The organism is Burkholderia sp. HI2714, from assembly GCF_002223085.1.
Lineage (GTDB): Bacteria > Pseudomonadota > Gammaproteobacteria > Burkholderiales > Burkholderiaceae > Burkholderia > Burkholderia lata_D.
Genome location: NZ_NKFM01000019.1, coordinates 34,254 through 51,767, shown reverse-complemented (window position 1 = coordinate 51,767; position 17,514 = coordinate 34,254). Strand labels below are relative to the sequence as shown.

At 64.3% G+C, this 17,514-nt stretch carries 23 protein-coding genes and 1 tRNA gene; 6 read left to right on the top strand and 18 right to left on the bottom strand.

What is annotated here, in order from left to right; genetic code table 11:
- Window positions 1-105: 105 nt before the first annotated feature.
- On the top strand, window positions 106-729 hold the full coding sequence (locus CFB82_RS08720) for a phospholipase D family nuclease (RefSeq protein ID WP_069247881.1): 624 nt from the start codon (window positions 106-108) through the stop codon (window positions 727-729).
- Between the two features lie 106 nt (window positions 730-835).
- Here CFB82_RS08720 and CFB82_RS43935 read toward each other — a convergent pair whose 3' ends face one another.
- Window positions 836-1,063, bottom strand: coding sequence for a hypothetical protein (locus tag CFB82_RS43935; RefSeq protein WP_083265875.1), 228 nt, complete (start codon window positions 1,061-1,063; stop codon window positions 836-838).
- 265 nt (window positions 1,064-1,328) lie between these two features.
- On the opposite strand from CFB82_RS43935, the gene CFB82_RS08710 reads away from it, so the two are divergent.
- Complete coding sequence (locus CFB82_RS08710) at window positions 1,329-2,300, top strand: GGDEF domain-containing protein (protein WP_089483926.1); 972 nt, start codon at window positions 1,329-1,331, stop codon at window positions 2,298-2,300.
- Window positions 2,301-2,366: 66 nt separating this feature from the next.
- Here CFB82_RS08710 and CFB82_RS08705 read toward each other — a convergent pair whose 3' ends face one another.
- The 5 genes from CFB82_RS08705 to CFB82_RS08685 all read right to left on the bottom strand — a co-directional run bounded on the left by CFB82_RS08705 (window position 2,367) and on the right by CFB82_RS08685 (window position 4,912).
- Window positions 2,367-2,840, bottom strand: a complete 474-nt coding sequence (locus CFB82_RS08705; RefSeq protein WP_089445560.1) for a VOC family protein — start codon at window positions 2,838-2,840, stop codon at window positions 2,367-2,369.
- A 161-nt stretch (window positions 2,841-3,001) separates the two neighbouring features.
- Entirely contained in the window at window positions 3,002-3,544 is a 543-nt protein-coding gene (locus CFB82_RS08700) for an aspartyl-tRNA synthetase (RefSeq protein ID WP_089483964.1), read from the bottom strand.
- Between the two features lie 178 nt (window positions 3,545-3,722).
- Window positions 3,723-3,965: a hypothetical protein gene (locus CFB82_RS44425; protein ID WP_089483963.1), complete on the bottom strand. Its 243-nt coding sequence runs from the start codon at window positions 3,963-3,965 to the stop codon at window positions 3,723-3,725.
- Between the two features lie 207 nt (window positions 3,966-4,172).
- The gene (locus CFB82_RS08690) at window positions 4,173-4,481 is read right to left on the bottom strand and encodes a phosphatidylserine/phosphatidylglycerophosphate/cardiolipin synthase (protein ID WP_048020799.1); all 309 of its coding nucleotides are present in this window, start codon (window positions 4,479-4,481) and stop codon (window positions 4,173-4,175) included.
- Between the two features lie 47 nt (window positions 4,482-4,528).
- Window positions 4,529-4,912 (bottom strand): VOC family protein, encoded by a 384-nt coding sequence (locus CFB82_RS08685; protein ID WP_089483925.1) that lies wholly within the window; start codon window positions 4,910-4,912, stop codon window positions 4,529-4,531.
- Window positions 4,913-4,998: 86 nt separating this feature from the next.
- On the opposite strand from CFB82_RS08685, the gene CFB82_RS08680 reads away from it, so the two are divergent.
- A complete protein-coding gene (locus CFB82_RS08680) occupies window positions 4,999-5,742 on the top strand; it encodes a DUF695 domain-containing protein (protein ID WP_069247876.1) in 744 nt (247 codons plus the stop codon).
- A 430-nt stretch (window positions 5,743-6,172) separates the two neighbouring features.
- On the opposite strand, the gene CFB82_RS08675 is transcribed toward CFB82_RS08680, so the two are convergent.
- On the bottom strand, window positions 6,173-6,799 hold the full coding sequence (locus CFB82_RS08675; protein ID WP_089483924.1) for a hypothetical protein: 627 nt from the start codon (window positions 6,797-6,799) through the stop codon (window positions 6,173-6,175).
- A 211-nt stretch (window positions 6,800-7,010) separates the two neighbouring features.
- On the bottom strand, window positions 7,011-7,394 hold the full coding sequence (locus tag CFB82_RS08670) for a hypothetical protein (RefSeq protein ID WP_089483923.1): 384 nt from the start codon (window positions 7,392-7,394) through the stop codon (window positions 7,011-7,013).
- Window positions 7,395-7,718: 324 nt separating this feature from the next.
- On the opposite strand from CFB82_RS08670, the gene CFB82_RS08665 reads away from it, so the two are divergent.
- Window positions 7,719-8,183: a plasmid fertility inhibition factor family protein gene (locus tag CFB82_RS08665; RefSeq protein ID WP_069247873.1), complete on the top strand. Its 465-nt coding sequence runs from the start codon at window positions 7,719-7,721 to the stop codon at window positions 8,181-8,183.
- A 75-nt stretch (window positions 8,184-8,258) separates the two neighbouring features.
- Here the strand turns inward: CFB82_RS08665 and CFB82_RS08660 are convergent, their stop codons facing one another.
- Entirely contained in the window at window positions 8,259-8,774 is a 516-nt protein-coding gene (locus CFB82_RS08660; protein WP_089483922.1) for a GNAT family N-acetyltransferase, read from the bottom strand.
- 824 nt (window positions 8,775-9,598) lie between these two features.
- On the opposite strand from CFB82_RS08660, the gene CFB82_RS08655 reads away from it, so the two are divergent.
- Window positions 9,599-10,117: a VUT family protein gene (locus tag CFB82_RS08655; protein ID WP_089483921.1), complete on the top strand. Its 519-nt coding sequence runs from the start codon at window positions 9,599-9,601 to the stop codon at window positions 10,115-10,117.
- A gap of 271 nt (window positions 10,118-10,388) precedes the next feature.
- Here CFB82_RS08655 and CFB82_RS08650 read toward each other — a convergent pair.
- The 8 genes from CFB82_RS08650 to ssuD all read right to left on the bottom strand — a co-directional run bounded on the left by CFB82_RS08650 (window position 10,389) and on the right by ssuD (window position 15,495).
- Window positions 10,389-10,464, bottom strand: a tRNA-His gene (locus CFB82_RS08650).
- Between the two features lie 57 nt (window positions 10,465-10,521).
- The gene (gene dusA / locus CFB82_RS08645) at window positions 10,522-11,508 is read right to left on the bottom strand and encodes a tRNA dihydrouridine(20/20a) synthase DusA (RefSeq protein ID WP_235986660.1); all 987 of its coding nucleotides are present in this window, start codon (window positions 11,506-11,508) and stop codon (window positions 10,522-10,524) included.
- A 130-nt stretch (window positions 11,509-11,638) separates the two neighbouring features.
- Window positions 11,639-11,884 carry a hypothetical protein gene (locus CFB82_RS08640; protein ID WP_069247870.1) on the bottom strand — a complete coding sequence of 82 codons (246 nt, stop codon included), beginning with the start codon at window positions 11,882-11,884 and terminating at the stop codon, window positions 11,639-11,641.
- Between the two features lie 55 nt (window positions 11,885-11,939).
- The gene (locus CFB82_RS08635) at window positions 11,940-12,137 is read right to left on the bottom strand and encodes a hypothetical protein (RefSeq protein WP_027787628.1); all 198 of its coding nucleotides are present in this window, start codon (window positions 12,135-12,137) and stop codon (window positions 11,940-11,942) included.
- A gap of 142 nt (window positions 12,138-12,279) precedes the next feature.
- Window positions 12,280-12,495: a TOBE domain-containing protein gene (locus CFB82_RS08630; RefSeq protein WP_006476104.1), complete on the bottom strand. Its 216-nt coding sequence runs from the start codon at window positions 12,493-12,495 to the stop codon at window positions 12,280-12,282.
- Between the two features lie 56 nt (window positions 12,496-12,551).
- A complete protein-coding gene (locus CFB82_RS08625; protein WP_089483919.1) occupies window positions 12,552-13,511 on the bottom strand; it encodes an ATP-binding cassette domain-containing protein in 960 nt (319 codons plus the stop codon).
- Entirely contained in the window at window positions 13,508-14,320 is an 813-nt protein-coding gene (ssuC, locus tag CFB82_RS08620) for an aliphatic sulfonate ABC transporter permease SsuC (protein ID WP_069247868.1), read from the bottom strand. The genes CFB82_RS08625 and ssuC overlap by 4 nt, the downstream gene beginning before the upstream one ends.
- A gap of 17 nt (window positions 14,321-14,337) precedes the next feature.
- Window positions 14,338-15,495: an FMNH2-dependent alkanesulfonate monooxygenase gene (gene ssuD / locus CFB82_RS08615; RefSeq protein ID WP_089425272.1), complete on the bottom strand. Its 1,158-nt coding sequence runs from the start codon at window positions 15,493-15,495 to the stop codon at window positions 14,338-14,340.
- A 341-nt stretch (window positions 15,496-15,836) separates the two neighbouring features.
- On the opposite strand from ssuD, the gene CFB82_RS08610 reads away from it, so the two are divergent.
- Window positions 15,837-16,265 (top strand): hypothetical protein, encoded by a 429-nt coding sequence (locus tag CFB82_RS08610; RefSeq protein ID WP_006484223.1) that lies wholly within the window; start codon window positions 15,837-15,839, stop codon window positions 16,263-16,265.
- Between the two features lie 88 nt (window positions 16,266-16,353).
- Here the strand turns inward: CFB82_RS08610 and CFB82_RS08605 are convergent, their stop codons facing one another.
- On the bottom strand, window positions 16,354-17,508 hold the full coding sequence (locus tag CFB82_RS08605) for an enoyl-CoA hydratase/isomerase family protein (RefSeq protein WP_089483918.1): 1,155 nt from the start codon (window positions 17,506-17,508) through the stop codon (window positions 16,354-16,356).
- Window positions 17,509-17,514 lie beyond the last annotated feature (6 nt).

Sequence of the window (17,514 nt, the reverse complement as noted above, 5' to 3'; positions counted from 1 at the left end):
TCGCGGTCATCGCGATGCGTCATCCCGTCTCATCCACACGTGACCGGGCCGCCACGTCTGCGTTACACTCACGGCCCGTTGTCTCGAAATTGTTCGCTGTCCAAGATGTTGTCGCGCAATCGCCTCGCCGCTGCCTGTCTCGCCGCCTCCCTGCTCGCCACTCCGTTCGCCGCCTTCGGCAAGACGCAAAGTGAATCGCTGCTCCAGCAGGCGATCGACTACGTGTCGCGTTGGCTGCCGGCCCCCACTCACGAAGCACCCGCGACACAGGTCGTCGAATCGGCATTTTCGCCCGACGGTGGTGCCGAAGCGCTCGTGCTGAAAGCGATCGGCGCCGCGCGCAGCTCGATCCGCGTCGCCGCGTATTCGTTCACGTCGCCGCCCGTCACGCGCGCGCTGCTCGCGGCCAGGCGACGCGGCGTGAATGTCGCGGTGGTCGTCGACGACAAGGGCAATCGCGCAAAGAGCAGCAAGCAGGCGTTGAACCTGCTCGTCAACGCAGGTATCCCGACACGCACGATCGATGCCTATGCGATCCATCACGACAAGTACCTCGTGATCGACGCCGAGCACGTCGAAACGGGCTCGTTCAACTACAGCGCATCGGCGGCCAGCCGCAATTCCGAGAACGTCGTCGTGGTGTGGAACAACCCGCAACTCGCGTCGCGTTATCTCACGCACTGGCAAAGCCGCTTCGACCAGGGCACGCCGTACCGCTCCAGCTACTGAGGCAGGCCGCACGGCGCGCGCCCCGTGTTCGATCCGCCGTGTTGCCGATGATCGGCGAGCGCGGCGCGAAGCGCAATTCAGCCGAATGGCCAGCGCGCCGCCGCACTCAATGGATGTCGGGCGCCCGCCCGGTCGCGGCACCGGCCTGCGCCGTCGGCGCACAGCGATTCGCCTGTCCGCTCGCGCCGCTTGCCGGAGACGTCGGCAAGCCGCTGATGCCGCCCGGCAGCGCGCTGCTTACGCAAACGACGCCGAATGCCAGCGTGTTCTGAACCATCGGATAAAGAAGATACAGCGCAAACGCGAGATAGCCCGCGTAGAGAAATCGAACCATGGTGCGATGGGGAGCGATGAACGAATGGACTCACCCTGTTTTACGGCACTGCGTCGGGCACCTTGAGGTATCGCGCTTTCGATTGCGCATCGGGGTGAAACGCGGGCCCATGACGCCCGCTTCTCACCCCATCTGCATCGATTCGTGTCAGGCCGAAACCACCGGTCGGCGGATTTTCAACGTGGCGATGCGCTGAACAATGCGCGATACTGTCCGACAGACGATCCGGTAACCGGCCTCGCAGCCGGGACAAAAGACAAGGCCCATGCAAATCGCACCGAAACCGGCCGACGAGGCGGCCCGGCTCGATACGCTTCATTCGCTCTCGATCCTCGACACACCGCCCGAAGAGCGCTTCGATCGCCTGACGCGTCTCGCACGCAGGCTGTTCGACGTACCGATCGCACTCGTCAGCCTCGTCGACGACGATCGGCAGTGGTTCAAGAGCCATGCCGGGCTCGACGTCACGCAAACGTCGCGCGACGTGTCGTTCTGCGCCCATGCGCTGCTCGAGGGCAATACGATGGTGATCCAGGATGCGCTGAACGACGATCGCTTCCACGACAACCCGCTCGTCACCGGCGCGCCCGGCATCCGCTTCTACGCCGGTCGACCGCTCACGGCGCCGAACGGCGCGCCCATCGGCACGCTGTGCCTGATCGACACGCGGCCGCGTTCGCTCGAACCCGACGAACTCGCGCTGCTCGGCGATCTCGCCCACATGACCGAGCGCGAGATCGCCGCGCTGCATTTCGCGACCACCGACGAACTCACGCAACTGACCAACCGGCGCGGCTTCGAGATTCTCGCCCGCCACGTGCTGAGCCTGTGCGATCGCCTCGACCGTCACGCGGTGCTGCTGTTCTTCGACCTGAACGATTTCAAGTCGATCAACGACCGCTTCGGCCACGCCGAAGGCGACCACGCGCTCAAGGCATTCGCCGAAACGCTGACGGGCGCACTGCGCGACAGCGACGTGATCGCACGGCTTGGCGGCGACGAGTTCGTCGTGCTGCTGAGCGCCATCGACCCGGCCGACGTTGCCGAGCCGGTCGAACGCGTGACGCGGGCGCTCGCGCTACGCAACGCGGCCGACGCGCGCGGCTATGACATCCGGTTCAGCGTCGGGCACGTCGACTACGATCCCGCGCACCACCGCGACGTGGCCGGCCTGCTCGCCTCGGCCGACCAACGGATGTACGAGGACAAGCAGCGCGGCAAGACGGCCGGCACGTAAGCGCGGCCGGACCGGGCGCAGGCGCCTGCCGCCGCCCTGCCGCTCAACTGCGATTGCGTGGTTGCGTCAGCTTCCGCACGGCGGCGCGCTGGCCATGGCCTCCGCGATCTGCTCGGGCGTCAGGTCGCGCTGGTGCGTCGCGAGCGACCAGCGATGGCCGAACGGATCCTCGACCTGTCCGTAGCGATCGCCCCAGAACATGTCGGCAGCCGGAATCGTGACCGTCGCGCCGGCCGCGACCGCCTTCGCGATCGCCGCGTCGGTGTCCGGCACGTACAGGTGCAGGCAGACCGGCGTGCCTTTCAGTGCCTTCGGCCCGAACGCGCCGTGCTCGGGCATTTCATCCACCAGCATCAGTGTCGAATCGCCAATCACGAGACACGCGTGCGCGAGCCGGCCGTCGGGCATCGCCAGGCGAAACTGTTCGCTCGCATTGAACGCGCGCTTGTAGAAGTCGATGGCTGCTGTTGCGCCGGCGCAGATCAGGTGCGGCGTCAGGGTGCGCATCCCTTCCGGGATCGGTTTGACGGACGTGGACATGGGTGTCGCTCCTTCGGTCGGTTGTCGTATCGGAATCGGGACGGACGCGCGATGCGCACGCCTCCGATGCTACGACGGACGAACCCGGCGGAAATCGACACGGCGCCCGACATTTTTTTGTTTTCCCGGGTATCGGCGCGCGGGGTTCCCCACATCGGGCGTCATCGGCCCGGTCGGTCGGCCTCGTTGTCCGGTATGCCGAACTGCCGGCGGCATGCCTCCAGCAATCCGGCCACCGCATCGAGCGGCAGATCGGCAAACCGGGCGATCGGCAGCATCACGCCACCCGGTACCTTGTTGCGCGATGAAAGCGCCGAAAATTGGTAGCCGATGTAGCGATTTCCGGCGACGCTGATGATCCTGAATTCGGTGACGTCACGCCACGGCGTGACGGGTTGCTCGCGCAAAGCCCCGATCAGCCTGAAGCCCGTCTCGTCGACATGCAGCGCCATCCTGCGCCGCGACGACACGAAAAAGGCGGCCCCCGCCAGCGCCAGCAACACGGCCAGTGCCGCCACCGGCCAGAGCGCCGGCGCGGCCGCAAAACCGCACAGGCTCGCCACGGCCAGCACCGCGCACACGATCGCCCTTCTTTTCAGGCTCCGGCTGTCGACCGCCAGTGTCATCGGCAATTGGCCGACGACGGTTTCCGCAACGGGATCGACGTGCCAGCCGGAATCGGCGGTTTCGCTTTCGTCGTTCATCGCGCGATCACTCACATCGACGACAACCGGCTCATCGAGGCCGGACACCCTATCGACGCACCGGACCAGGCGGCCTGCCGACAGGAAATGGTCGGGATCGGCGAAGGCAAGCATCGACGCACGACAATGCGCCTTCGTCCGTGCGGAACGGGCCACGCTCCGTCGGCATCGGTCATGTTCAGTTGCACACCTTGACGGTGCCGTTGGTCGTGCATTGACCCATGGCCCAGTGGCTCTGCCCTGCCAGATGAGGTGCCTGGCCGACTCCACGGATCGGCTCGGACGGCGACGATGCCGGAACGGCCGCAGCGGCCGACGCGGTGTCGGGTGACGGTAGCGGAGGCGGCTCGGGCGCGGTCTGGCAAGCCGACAGCGCCAGACAAAGCGCGGAGGCCAACAGGGCGATGAGCGGTCTGGACATGATCTCGTACGCGTTTGCGGTGTTCGCTTCCGTTAACGGCTCGATGAAGATCCCGTGGCCCGTCGAACCGTTCAGCGCAACCGGCAATGCAGCAGGTGACGATCGTCCAATACCACTCCCCGCGATCGACGTCGTACTAGCGGCCGTTCGGCCAGGTGCCGGCATCGAAGCGATGGCACCCGCTATCGCTGACGCATGCCGCGCCGGTCAGATTTGCGGCAGGTCGCGCAGCGTCCGCGACTCGTTCGTTGCATCGATGTCGAGCTCGATGCCTTCCGACGCATCGCGATACAGCACGCGCTTCAGCCTGGGCCCGATCGCGGTGGCGTCCGATGCCGAGAAGATTGCACGGACATCGTTTCCGGACGCGAGCGCGCGCGCCACGTCCGCCACCGGCGCCTCGCTTGGCGTCGCCGCCCACGACCGGTCAGACGGATTCACGGCCGCCCAGCGCACGTGCGTCACGCGCGCGCTGAGCGGATCGATTCGCACACCATTCACCGCAAACATCGACATCAGCATCTCCTTCGGATTTTTTTGCGGCCCGCCGTACCGATGCACGGTCACGGACGGCCCCAGATCTCGCAGACGTTTCCCGCCGGACCGGCCACGGAAATCGCGATCGTGCCGTCGCCGGAGTCCCATTCGTTCAGGATACTGACGCGACACGACTCAAGTCGCGCGACGGCTTCCGAGACATGCGCCACTTCGATGGCCAGCGCAATGCCATGGCCGGTCGGACGAAACTCCGGGTACGGAAACTTGCCACCGCTGCCCGTATGGATGGTCAGCGTCGCCCCATCCACGACAAAGCGATGCCACGGATTCCCCGCAGCCGACACGCCTTCGGAATGCACGGGCAGCGCGAGCGCCGAACGATAGAAATCCACCACCGCCCGGAAGCGATCGTCTTCGACCGGCACCAGGATGCCCAGACTCGCGATCATGCGCGCTTCTCCGGTCAACGCGATTTTCGATGATACATTGGGACGCTTTACAACCGTCAACAGACAATCGTGCACGGGAGAAACACATGACCGACGCCTGGGGAACCTTCCCTGCCAGAATGGGCGACCATCAGGCTTTCATCAGCTTCAACCACAGCTTTGCGGAAATCGCCGAAGGCGATCCGCGCACGTCGCTGCTCAGCGTGCGCGTCCCCTTTGCGCATCCGTCGCCGGAAGGCCTGCCCACCAGCGACGAATTCGCCGGTCTCGCGCAGATCGAGGATCTGCTCGACGCCACGATCACCGCGAAAGGTGGCGTGCAGGTTGGCCGCATCACCGTCGACGGCCACCGGGATTTCCTTTTCTACGTGCCGTTCGACGAAGAGGCCGCGGCGGAGATCGTCGACGCACTGGCCGATCAGACGACCTACGCACTGCAGTACGCGCATCAGGACGATCCGGACAAGGAAGCGTACTGGCAGACGCTCTACCCGACCGACGACGACTGGCTGATCATGCGCGACATGCGCGTGCTGGATGAATTGCGGAAGAAAGGCGACGCCAGCGACGTAAGCCGGCGCGTGATGCACTGGGCGTACTTCCCCGACCCGAGCGACGCGCATCAGTTCGCGGATTGGGCCGAATCGAAAGGCTATCCGGTCGAATCGGTTGCGCCCACCGAGGACGGCAAGTCGGCCGTCCGGTTTTCGCATGAAGGCACCATGGCGCTGGCCGACATCACGCGCCATACGATCGCGATCAACCACGAAGTGCGTGCACTCGGCGGGGATTACGACGGATGGGAAACCAGCGTCGAACAGGCTGGCTGAGCGAGTCGACCTGCCCGCTGTGCGACACGTGATGCAACGCATCCGGTGCAAAAAATATCCCGGCGGCATGCTTGCGCGCCGCCGGGACCAAGGCATCACCGGGCGAAACCGGCGATGGGCCTGAGGGTTCGCTCAGGCACGAGGAAAGCGATTCGTGCGGATCAGGCGAACGGATGCCGGGGCGCGCAATCGATGCGATCACGCCGCCCGCCGGACGCCTGTCCGGTTCCGTCGACGCAGCCTTCCCGCGTCGGACGGGCAAAAAGCCCCCGCTCCTGCGCGAGCGAGCGGGGAAACGGTTGACCGGGCCGGGGTAGAACGGTCAACCGGCCAAATTGTGAGCGTGGGCCGCGCAACGATCTGTGCGGCAACTCACCATTTGGTGACAATGCCGCAGCAATTGGTTCGCTCGCGTGCCGCGCGAATCGCGTCACGGTCCGAGCCCAACGCCCGCGACCGGCGCGAGCGTCACCACGATGATGGGCGACAGCACCACGGCCCCGATCATCATCACGCCGTCGGCCGCGAGCGTGACGGGCGTCGCGAGCACACGCACGGCCTTGCCCGCCGTCGTGATGCGGTCGGTGACCTGGATCTTGTACGAATGCGTAAACGACGACCACGTCTTGCCTTGCGCAAAACCATCGGCGAGATAGCGCGATCCGGCCAGTTCACCCTTCATCCCCAGATCCCAGTCTCCGAGCTTCGTGAAGCCGTCCTCCAGCGCACGATTCCAATCCTCATCGGTCATGTCATCGCGGTGGAGCCGCAGCGAGAAATCGCCCGAAATCTTGCTGCCTTGCGCGACGAACTCATATAGCGACGCCTTGATCGATTTCCGGTAAGGCGATGCCAGCACCGCGCCGAGATGCTCCGGCATATCGAAGATGTAGTGATATTTCTTGCCGAGCACGACGAATTGCTTGCCGTCCTCGCTGACGAGGAATCGGTCGACTGTCTCTTCGTAATGGCCGTCTTCGAACAGCATTGCAGTGCAGCCTGCCAGGCCGGCAGCGACAACGATCGCGCCCGCCGTCAGCAGCGTTCTTCTTTTCATGTCTGGAGTTTTATTTTGTTTTGATTCAATCGGATATTTTCAGGCCCGGGCCCAGTTTCCGGCCAGTCGCGGGTGTTTGTCAAAGCAGGTTTATTCTATTTTTCCGATCGACATGATTCGGGCTTCATTTTCCTGAACCGATTTTTTCAAAACCGCGTTTTGCAAACACCGGGACTCGCGTCATGGCAACCGGATTTCGTCATCGTGACGGTCAGCTGAAAAGCCATTCTGCGACCCTCTCGATCCAGTCGAGCTCGCCAGCGATATCGATGACGATTTCGGCAGTCGATGTAGGCGATGCGCCCGTCGCCACCGCTCCGGCAACAACCGCATTCACGTTCGCCATTTCGAGCGACGCGCCCGATCTCGGATCGGCCAGCCGCTCCAGCCAGTCGACGATGTTGGCACGCGCATCCTCTTCATCGACGAAATCATGCCGCTCGAGAAAGCGGTCGAACACGATCCACGCGAGCGTCTTGCTTCGTGAATCGGATTCGAGATGCCAGTCGACAACACCTGTCCGACCGGACGCCCTGATTTCAAGCGTCGCGGTGAAACAGTAATCGAGGTACTCGATTTCAAGTTTCGACGACATGGTTTTCTTCGATCAATCTGCCAGCTCTGTTCTTATGATGAGCCGCGCACTGGGTTTCGCGAGACTGCGTGAATCTTCGATGAAATTCGCGCGGCGCATCATGTCCGCGGGCAGTATCGCGATATTCTCGTGACCTGTCGATATCGATCGACGACACCTGACCGGATTCGATTTACCCACCCTTCCTCTCCGCATTTTTGCTTGCAGTTCAGCTCCTGCCGCGAATCGCTCCGATTTCCTATTGCGGGTATTGCCCTGCTGCGCCGCCGCAATCGCGCTGCTAAACTGGAATCAATAAGGCCGCTTGCGACATCAGAGGAAACAATGGCACTCGCCCACGCACAGGAAAATGGCGTAGAAGTCTGGGTTATCCAGCTTCCCGGGCATACCCCCTATGCCTATACGCACCTCAAGCGGGTCTTCTCGTCCGACGATACGCGACACCGGGTCGTCACGATCGATCTGACGAAACTGCTGGCATGTGCCGACCGCGACACGACGGACTACGTGTTGCCGTCTGTTCTGTACTGGGCCCCTGGAAAAGCCGCGGGCATTCGCGAATTCCTCGATCCTGACCAGGACAGGATTGCGGACATGCCGTACATCACGTTTCGCGAGACGAGAACGCGAACGCTGCTCGGCATCCCCGGCCTGTCGAAGGTCGGCGTCGCGTCGTTCCGCAACGGCCAGCATCGCGCGCGCTATCTTGCCTATGCAGGCGCAACGACCCTGCCCGTCGAGGTGCACGAGACCGAAGCCGATCTGCTCGTGCGGTACTGCGGCGAGTAGCGACGGAGTCCGTTCGGCTTTCGCCCGGCGACGGCCGCCCATCGTGCGACCGTTCGCTCGAATGTCGCCAGGCCGCTACGCCTGTATCGCATAGATCCGGTCGGTGACCTCCGTCTGGCCGATGCGGCTCGTCTCGATACCCGCCAGTTGCCAACCGTTGTATTCATAGAAACCGATCGCGCGTTTGTTGTCGTCCAGCACCTTCAGGTGGACCTTGTCCACGCCAATCGTGCGCGCCCAGGCGCGGACGGCTTCGATCATGCGCTTGCCCGTGCCGCTTCCGTGATGCGAAGGATGGACGTGCAGGCAGTCGAGCAACACGCCGAGCACCGTGTCGACGGGACGCTCGGCACTGACGAAGCCCACGGGCTCGCCGTCCACCTCGGCGATCAGCACGAGACCCCACTCTTTTTCATCGCGATCGAGATAGTGCCGCCATCGGTTCGCGTGTTCCGTCGGCACCTCGTCGGTCAGGTAGGCAGCCGGCAGGATGTGGCTGTATGCGGTTTGCCAGCTCAGCGTGTGCAGGCGAGCGATGTGGTTTGCGTCTTGCGCTGTCGCGGTACGCAGCGTGGCCCGGGTTTCCGGCATCGGTGGTCACTCCTTCAGCTTGCTCTCTTGATCGGGACGTCTCGCCGCAAAATATACCGCGCGTTGCGGCATGCAACCCTCAACGACGCTGCGCTCGAACGATACCGTGTCGGCCTATCCCGGGACGACGAAATCAAGGCATCGCACTCCGCACGTTATCGTCGCGTGCCTCGCATGCGCCGTCGCCACCCACTGGCTCGTGACGTTCGCAAGCGCTCGTCTTCTTCGCGTCTGACGCGATCACGTCAGCGCCTGCCCGCCGGGCATCGCTGCAACTCGTTGCCCGTGCAACGGGATGCAGAAAAAAAATCCCGACACCGTCATTGGTCGTCGGGATCGAACGGCCCTGCAAAGCATGAGGGCACGAGGAAGCCGACACATTACACCAATGTAAGACTGTTGCGCGCTGTCGGTTCACGCCAACTCCCTGTCCCATTCCGCCATTCATGCGCAAAGCGCGGCCATAAACGAAAAAAGCCTGCTCGCGCGGAACGCGAGCAGGCAAGAAAATGGATCAGCATTCGAGGCACGAGGGCTGTCCATGGAAGATAACGGCACGGGGCGCAAGAACCTTAGCTAGGACAGGAAACTTCGCAACATCATGGCGACGGGATACGGCCATACAATCTCGCGTCGAAGATCCATTGATGAAAGCCGGCGACACAGTGACGATAGCCCGTCGCTCGCAACGCTGGCCGTCCGCCAATCGTGCGACGTTCCACCCGGCTTGCTCGTAGTGAAGCTACCTGTCCGTCTAATCAGCCATGTATGGCAAACTTCGGCTCCGAATCGACGCAGCGCGCACTCTTTATTGCAGGGAAATCATGTACGTCTTGATCTATATCGCAGCAGTCGCTGTCGCGAACCTGATGGTCGCTCATTTCGGGCCCGCTGCTACACCGATCATCGCGTTCTTTCTGATCGGACTCGATCTCGCGATTCGAGACCGGCTCCATCTGGACTGGCGTGGCCGCGCGCTTTGGTCACGGATGTTTGCGTTGATCGCAGCCGCCGGCGTTGTCAGTTACGCGCTCAATCCCGCTGCCAAGGAAATCGCCCTCGCGTCTCTCGTAGCGTTCGGTTCGGCAGCCGTGGCAAGCGCAATCGTGTTTCAACTCGCACGTCGCTTTCCGATACTGGCGCGCGCCAACGGCGCGAACGTCGCGGGTGCGGCTGTCGACTCCATCGTCTTCCCGCTTATTGCGTTCGGGGCAGTGTTTCCGACGATCGCCGCGTTGCAGTTCGTCGCCAAGGTGGCTGGTGGTGCGTTGTGGTCGTGGGTGGTTTTTAGAAATACCCGAACGGCTCAGGTGGGGATCGCGAGCAATGTGGTCGATCGTTAAGCACGGGTTGCGCGTATAGCTGCGTTGTTCGCTGCCGAGATCGTCGTCGTTTCTGTTCGTCCTGGCGTTTCTCGCTTCGACCAAGTTCAAGATCACTGAACAAAGATCAGAGTGTCGTGTTGTTGGTCGGCTGCACCGGCGGCACAACAATCGAATGACGATCGTAAAGCGACGAGGTCTGTCATTCCCAATTTGGGAATTCCAAAACAAAAACGGCACTGTCTTTTGGGACAGTGCCGTTTTTAACAACTTGATACCGCTTGGAATTCTTTGGGGTGGCTGATGGGACTCGAACCCACGACGACAGGAATCACAATCCTGGACTCTACCAACTGAGCTACAGCCACCACTGTTACTGCTTTTTGTTCTTCGCTGCTTTTGTGTTTCAGCAGCGAAGAACAAGATTATACGAACACTTTTGAATCTTGCAAAGCTTTTTTTTCAAAAATTTCTTCGGCCTCGTTCAGATGCGCGCGCGCCTCGTCGAACACGGCCAGATCAGCTCGCGCGAGCTTCTTGTTGTCGGACAGCACACGACGCCAGCCGCGTGCGCCGGGCATGCCGCGATACAGTCCGAGCGCGTGCCGCACGATCGCGCCGAGGTAGGTCCCGCGCTTCAGTTCGGCCGCGCAGTATTCGATCAGCTTCGCCTCGGCCTCTTCGCGCGTCGGCACCGCGGCAGTCGACCCGTAGAAGCGCGTATCGACCTCCGCCAGCACGTACGGGTTGTGATACGCCTCACGGCCGAGCATCACGCCATCGACATGCTCGAGATGCTGCGCAACCTCGTCGAGCGTCGTGATACCGCCGTTGATGACGATCTCGAGCGACGGAAAATCGCGCTTCAGCTGATACGCATAGTCGTACTTGAGCGGCGGGATCTCACGATTCTCCTTCGGCGACAGCCCCTTCAGGATCGCATTGCGCGCATGCACGACGAACGTTTCGCAGCCAGCTTCGGCCACCGTGCCGACGAAGTCGCGCACGAACGCGTAGTCCTCGACCGCATCGACCCCGATCCGGTGCTTGACCGTGACCGGCACCGACACCGCATCGCGCATCGCCTTCACGCAGTCGGCGACGAGCTGCGGCTCGTTCATCAGGCACGCGCCGAACGCGCCGCGCTGCACGCGCTCGGACGGGCATCCGCAATTGAGGTTGATTTCATCGTAGCCCCACTGCTCGCCGAGCTTCGCCGCGCGCGCGAGATCGTCGCGCTCGCTGCCGCCCAGCTGCAGCGCGACCGGCGATTCGTTCGGCGTGAACGCGAGATGCCGCTGGGCATCGCCGAACAGCAGCGCACCCGTCGTGATCATCTCCGTATACAGCCACGTGTCGCGCGTCAGCGTACGGTGGAACGACCGGCAATGGCGGTCAGTCCAGTCGAGCATGGGCGCGACGGATACGCGGCGGGGAGGAAGTGAAGACGGTACGGACATGGATTTCGGGCAACAAGCCAGGCGGCGCGGAAACAACCGGGTATTTTACCGCAACACGGGCCGTGCCTGCCCGGCACGCGTGCTACCCCTCGCCCAGCTCCGCATCGACCGCCCGCCGAGCCTCGTCGAGCACGCGCTCGATCACGCGTCGTTCGGTCAGCAGCATCCCGTCGACCTTGACGCGCCGCCAGTCGATCCGCACGGCATCGCCCTGCAGCACGCGGTAATGCGCATGCTCGCCGTCCCAGACCTGCTCGGTCTTCACCTCGATCTCGAAGCCGCGGTACGGCTCGCTGAAATCGCCGAGGTCGCTGCCTCTCGGTTCCATCGCACGCTCCGTGGCGACGCAGCGCCAGGCCGCCCGCGCGGCCGGCGCCGTGCGCTCAATCGTATTCGTCGGACAAAAAGGACTTGCCATCGGCCGTCAGGTCGACCCGGTCGGCCGCCGCCTGGTAGATCAGCCCCTCGTTCAGCAACGCGTAAACGACGTCGTCGAACGCAGCGGGAACCGGTCGGCTTTCACCGAACTGGTCGATCCATTTCAGCGCCTCGATGGCTTCGGGAGAAAGGATGGGGGTCATGCGTTGGCCTCCGACATCGGTGTCGCTCCATCCTAGCACTTCGTCCGGACGTCGAATACCAACGCAAACGCGCTGCGCAAATGTCGGGCGGCGCCAACGGGCAGGTTGCCCGCGGCGCCGCGCCGGTGCAGGACACGCGGGCTCAGAGGCGCGCGATCGATACTTCGGTCGATTTCACGAGCGCGACGACTTCCGCGCCCACCTTCAGTTCGAGTTCGTCAACCGAACGGGTCGTGATCACCGACGTGACGATGCCGAACGGCGTCTCGACGTCGACCTCGGAAACCACCGATCCGCGAATGATCTCCTTGACCTTGCCCTTGAACTGGTTACGTACGTTGATTGCGGTGATGCTCATCAGGTTGATCGCTCCGAAGAAAAGATCTCAGAACGGGCGGCCGCTGCCGCCCGGATTTAAACGGCCCAGCGGATCTGCCCGACCGGTCGAACGTTGTCTGTCTCATGCGGTGCGCCGTGGTCGGCCGCACCGGGCCCGCCGGCGAGCACGCGTTTCAGCACGCGATCCTCGAGCGCCGCAAACGCGGCCGACGCGCGGGCCCGCGGCCGGTCGAGCGGCACCGGCTGATCCAGCGCCACCCGCCCCTGCTCGATGAGCAGGATGCGGTCGCCGAGTGCGACGGCCTCCTGCACGTCGTGCGTAACGAGGAGCGCGGTGAATCGATGCTCACGCCACAACCGCTCGATCAGTGCGTGCATCTCGATACGGGTCAGCGCGTCGAGCGCGCCGAGCGGCTCGTCGAGCAACAACAGTTGGGGCCGGTGCACGAGCGCACGGGCCAGCGCGACACGCTGTCGCTGGCCGCCCGACAGTTGCGCGGGCCAGTCGTTCGCGCGTTCCAGCAGCCCGACTTCATCGAGCACCGCGCGTGCCCGGTCGCGCGCGCCGCGTCCGAGGCCCAGCATCACGTTCTGCAGCACGGTCTTCCACGGCAGCAGACGCGCATCCTGGTACATGATCCGCGTATCGAGTTCGCCGCCGCCCTCGCCGCGCGTCTGGAGCGTGCCGCTGCTCGGCTGCTCGAGTCCCGCAACGAGACGCAGCAGCGTCGATTTCCCGCAGCCGCTGCGGCCGACGATCGCGACGAAACTGCCGCGCGCGATGCCGAGCTCGACGTTGTCGAGCACCGTGCGTGCCCCGAAGCGCTTGCTGACGCCCGACAGTGTCACGGCATCGTCGGGCGCCGGGCTTCCTGGCCGTCGCCGCGCGAGCGGAACGACGGATCCGCTGCCGTCACGTTCGAGAACCGCTGCGTCCCGCGCGTCGCCGTCCGCGACACGCGCCTGCGCCAGTTCGGCCTCGAGGTCTGCGCCGGCGAGCGGGCCGTAGGCGGCCGCCGAAGTCGTCGCATTCATGCCTTTGCTCCTGATTGATAAGCGGGGTGCCAGCGCAGCGTCACACGCTCGAGCCATTTCGCCAGTACATCGGCCAGCTTGCCGAGCACCGCGTACAGCAGGATGCCGACCACCACCACGTCGGTTTGCAGGAATTCACGTGCGTTCATCGTCATGTAGCCGATGCCCGACTGCGCGGAGATCGTTTCCGCGACGATCAGCATCACCCACATCAGCCCGAGCGCAAAGCGCACGCCGACGAGAATCGACGGCAACGCACCCGGCAGGATCACGTCGCGGTACAGCGCAAAGCCGCGTACGCCGTAGCTCTTCGCCATCTCGATCAGGTTTGCATCGACCGAGCGGATCCCGTGGTACGTGTTGATGTAGACCGGGAAGAACACCCCGAGCGCAACGAGGAACAGCTTCGCCTTCTCGTCGATGCCGAACCACAGGATCACGAGCGGAATCATCGCGAGCGCCGGGATGTTGCGGATCATCTGGATCGTCGAATCGAGCGCGACCTCGGCCGCCTTCGACAAGCCGGTCGCGAGCCCCAGCGCGAGGCCGACGCCGCCACCGATCGCGAAACCGAACAGCGCACGCCAGGTGCTGACCTTCACGTTCGCCCACATTTCACCCGACGTCACGAGCGACCAGGCCGCTCGCACGACCGCCACCGGCTCGGGCAGCACGCGGGTCGACAGCCAGCCGATGCGCGCACCGACTTCCCATGCCGCCAGCAGCGCGAGCGGCACGAGCCACGGTGCGACGCCGCGCCATGCGCGGGCAGCCACGGCCGCGCCCGTCGTCGACGTTTTCGTTGTCATCGCAGGCCTCCTGTCGCTCAGCTCTGGGCCGCTTTCGGCAGATAGCTGTTGCCGACGATCTCGCCGAACGGGCCCGACAGCGGGCCGGTCGCCTTCGCCGCGCCGTTGCCCTTGATCAGCGGGAATACGAGTTCCGCAAAACGGTACGACTCCTCCAGGTGCGGATAGCCGGACAGGATGAAGGTCTCGATGCCGAGATCCGCGTATTCGCGCATGCGCTCGGCGACCTGCTCCGGATTGCCGACGAGCGCGGTGCCCGCGCCGCCGCGCACGAGGCCGACGCCGGCCCACAGGTTCGGGTACACCTCGAGCGCCTCGCGGCCGCCGCGCTTGCCGCCGTGCAGCGCGGCCATCCGGCGCTGGCCTTCCGAATCCATGTTCGCGAACGCCTTCTGCGCGCGTGCGATGGTTTCGTCGTCGAGGCGGCTGATCAGGCGCTCGGCGTCGCGCCATGCTTCGTCCTCGGTCTCGCGCACGATCACGTGCAGACGAATGCCGAACTTGATCTTGCGGCCGCGCGCCTCGGCGCGGGCGCGAATATCGGCGATCTTCTTCGCGACGGCCTCGGGCGGCTCGCCCCAGGTCAGGTAGGTGTCGATGTGATCGGCCGCGATTTCGTGCGCAGCCGGCGACGAGCCGCCGAACCACAGCGGCGGATGCGGACGCTGCACGGGCGGATACAGCGCCTTGCCGCCCTTCGACTGCAGATGCTTGCCGATGTAGTCGAACCCGCCGTTGTCGTGCGACGCGGACAGCAGCCCGCGCCAGATGTTCAGGAAGTCGTCGGTAATTTCATAGCGCGTGTCGTGATCCGCGAACAGGCCGTCGCCTTCGAGCTCGGCGGCATCGCCGCCCGTCACGACGTTGATCAGCAGGCGGCCGCCCGACAGGCGGTCGAACGTCGCGGCCATCCGCGCCGACAGCCCCGGCGATGCGATGCCGGGGCGGATCGCGACCAGGAATTTCAGGCGCTGCGTCGCCGGGATGAGGCTCGATGCAACGACCCACGCATCCTCGCAGGAACGGCCGGTCGGCAGCAGCACGCCCTCGTAGCCGAGCGTATCGGCCGCCACCGCGACCTGCTTGAAGTAATCGTAATCCGCGGCGCGCGCACCTTCGGCCGTACCGAGATAGCGGCTGTCGCCGTGCGTGGGGATAAACCAGAACACATTCATCTGCTGCTCCTGCTTGACTGTCCTTGCCGGAATTTGAAAAAGACACCGCCCTGCTCGCGTCGCGGATGAGCGGCGCATGCATGGTGTGCGTTCGAATCGGGATGGCTCGCCGGTCAGGCCGTGCAGCGGGCGAGGACGCGATTGCACGGCTGTTTCTGGGAAATCAGTCTAGGGATCGGTGCAGGGCTTTGGAACGATTTTTTTGAGCTTAGGTTTTCCGCTTTCGTGATTAGCACGACGCTGGAGCGAATATCGCGGCGGGCGGGCCCTATAATGGCGCACCTATCCGAATAACTCCGCGCGGACGGCCCCGGCCGTGCGCGCCTGCGGTGCACTCATCGATGCAGAAAGTCATCCTGCCATTCCTGTCCGGCTTCCTGGCCGCCCTGTTCTTCCGCGAAGCCACGCTCGCACTCCTTCATACGGCCGACCTGATCGCCGCAACCGGCTTCTCGACACAGCCGTTCGCGCCGCTCGGCATTCCTGAATTTGTCGCGAATGCGCTGATCAGCGCGTGCTGTGCGATCCCGATGGCATGGCTGCTGCGCGTCTCGCCGGAGCGCGAAGCCTCGTGGATCGGCGCGCTGGTGTTCGGCGGCATCGTGCTGACGGCCGCACGCGTGTTCGCGATCGATCCGCTGCGCGGCATCTGGCCGTCGGGCAACATGATGCCCGTGCTCGCAGCCGGCTTCGCGGCGAACGCGGTATGGGGCTTCGGCGCACTCGTGTTCATGCGCGCGTTCATGTCGGACGACGCAGGCGACGAGTAACGCGGTCGACGCACATGAAAAAGGCTGCCTGCACACATGCAGGCAGCCTTTTCTTTTCCAGCTCGCGCTTCGGTCAGTCCGACCGACGTCAGTCCTGCAGCTTCCGCAGCGGATGCGTGTCCGGCGTCCACGGGCTGTCGAACATCGCGAGCACGTCCGCGCGATCGATATCGGCGGACGACTTGAAACGCCAGGCCGGCTGGTGGTCCTTGTCGACGATCAGCGCGCGCACGCCTTCGATCACGTCGCCGCGCGCGAACGTCGAGCGCGTGAGATCGAGATCGCGCCGCAGGCAATCGGCCATCGTTGCCCCACGGGCACGTTCGACGACTTCCAGCGATACGGCCATCGACAGTGGCGACAACTGTTCGCGCATCGCATGGGTCGCCTTCTCCACCCATCCGTCGACGGCCGCGCAATCCTGCTCGGTGTCGAGCGACGCAAGGATCGCGCCGATGTCCGGCTGCGCGAAATGCCGGTCGATCCCGGCACGCGCGTCGGCCAGCGCCGACGTGTCGGGCGTCGGCACGACCTTGTGTGCGGCCGCCGCGTCGGCCACGCACGCGACCGCCTGCTCGCCGCTGTCGATGCGCGCGCTGCGCAGCGTATCGAGCAACGCCGGCAGCGCGGCATCGGGCAGATAGACGTCGGCGAGTTGCGCGTACAGCGCGCCGGCCGCGTCGAGCGTCGCGCCGGTCACGGCGAGATAGCGGCCGATCGCGCCGGGCGTGCGCGCGAGGAACCAGCTCATCCCGACGTCCGGGAACAGGCCGATACGCGTTTCCGGCATCGCCATCTTCGTCGAGTCGGTCACGACACGCAGGCCGCCCGTATGCCGCGCCGCCTGCGAAATCCCCATGCCGCCACCCATAACGACGCCGTGCATCAGCGCGATATAAGGCTTCGGATACGTGAAGATCGTGTGGTTCAGCGTGTATTCCTCGATGAAGAACGTGTCGACCGCATCGCGGTCGCCGCGCTGCCACGCATCGTGGAAGAAGCGCACGTCGCCGCCCGCGCAGAATGCGCGCGGATGCGGGCTGTGCACGACGACCGCGACGACCTCGGGATCGTCGCGCCACGCGTCGAGCGCCTGCTGCATCAGCCGGATCATGCCGACCGACAGCGCATTCAGCGCCTTCGGCCGGTTCAGTTCGAGAAAGCCGATGCGGTTCGCGACTGTCGCGCGCACGTCGGGCTGAGTGGATTCGGCGGAAACGGCAGCGAAAGTGGAATCGGTCATGAGGGT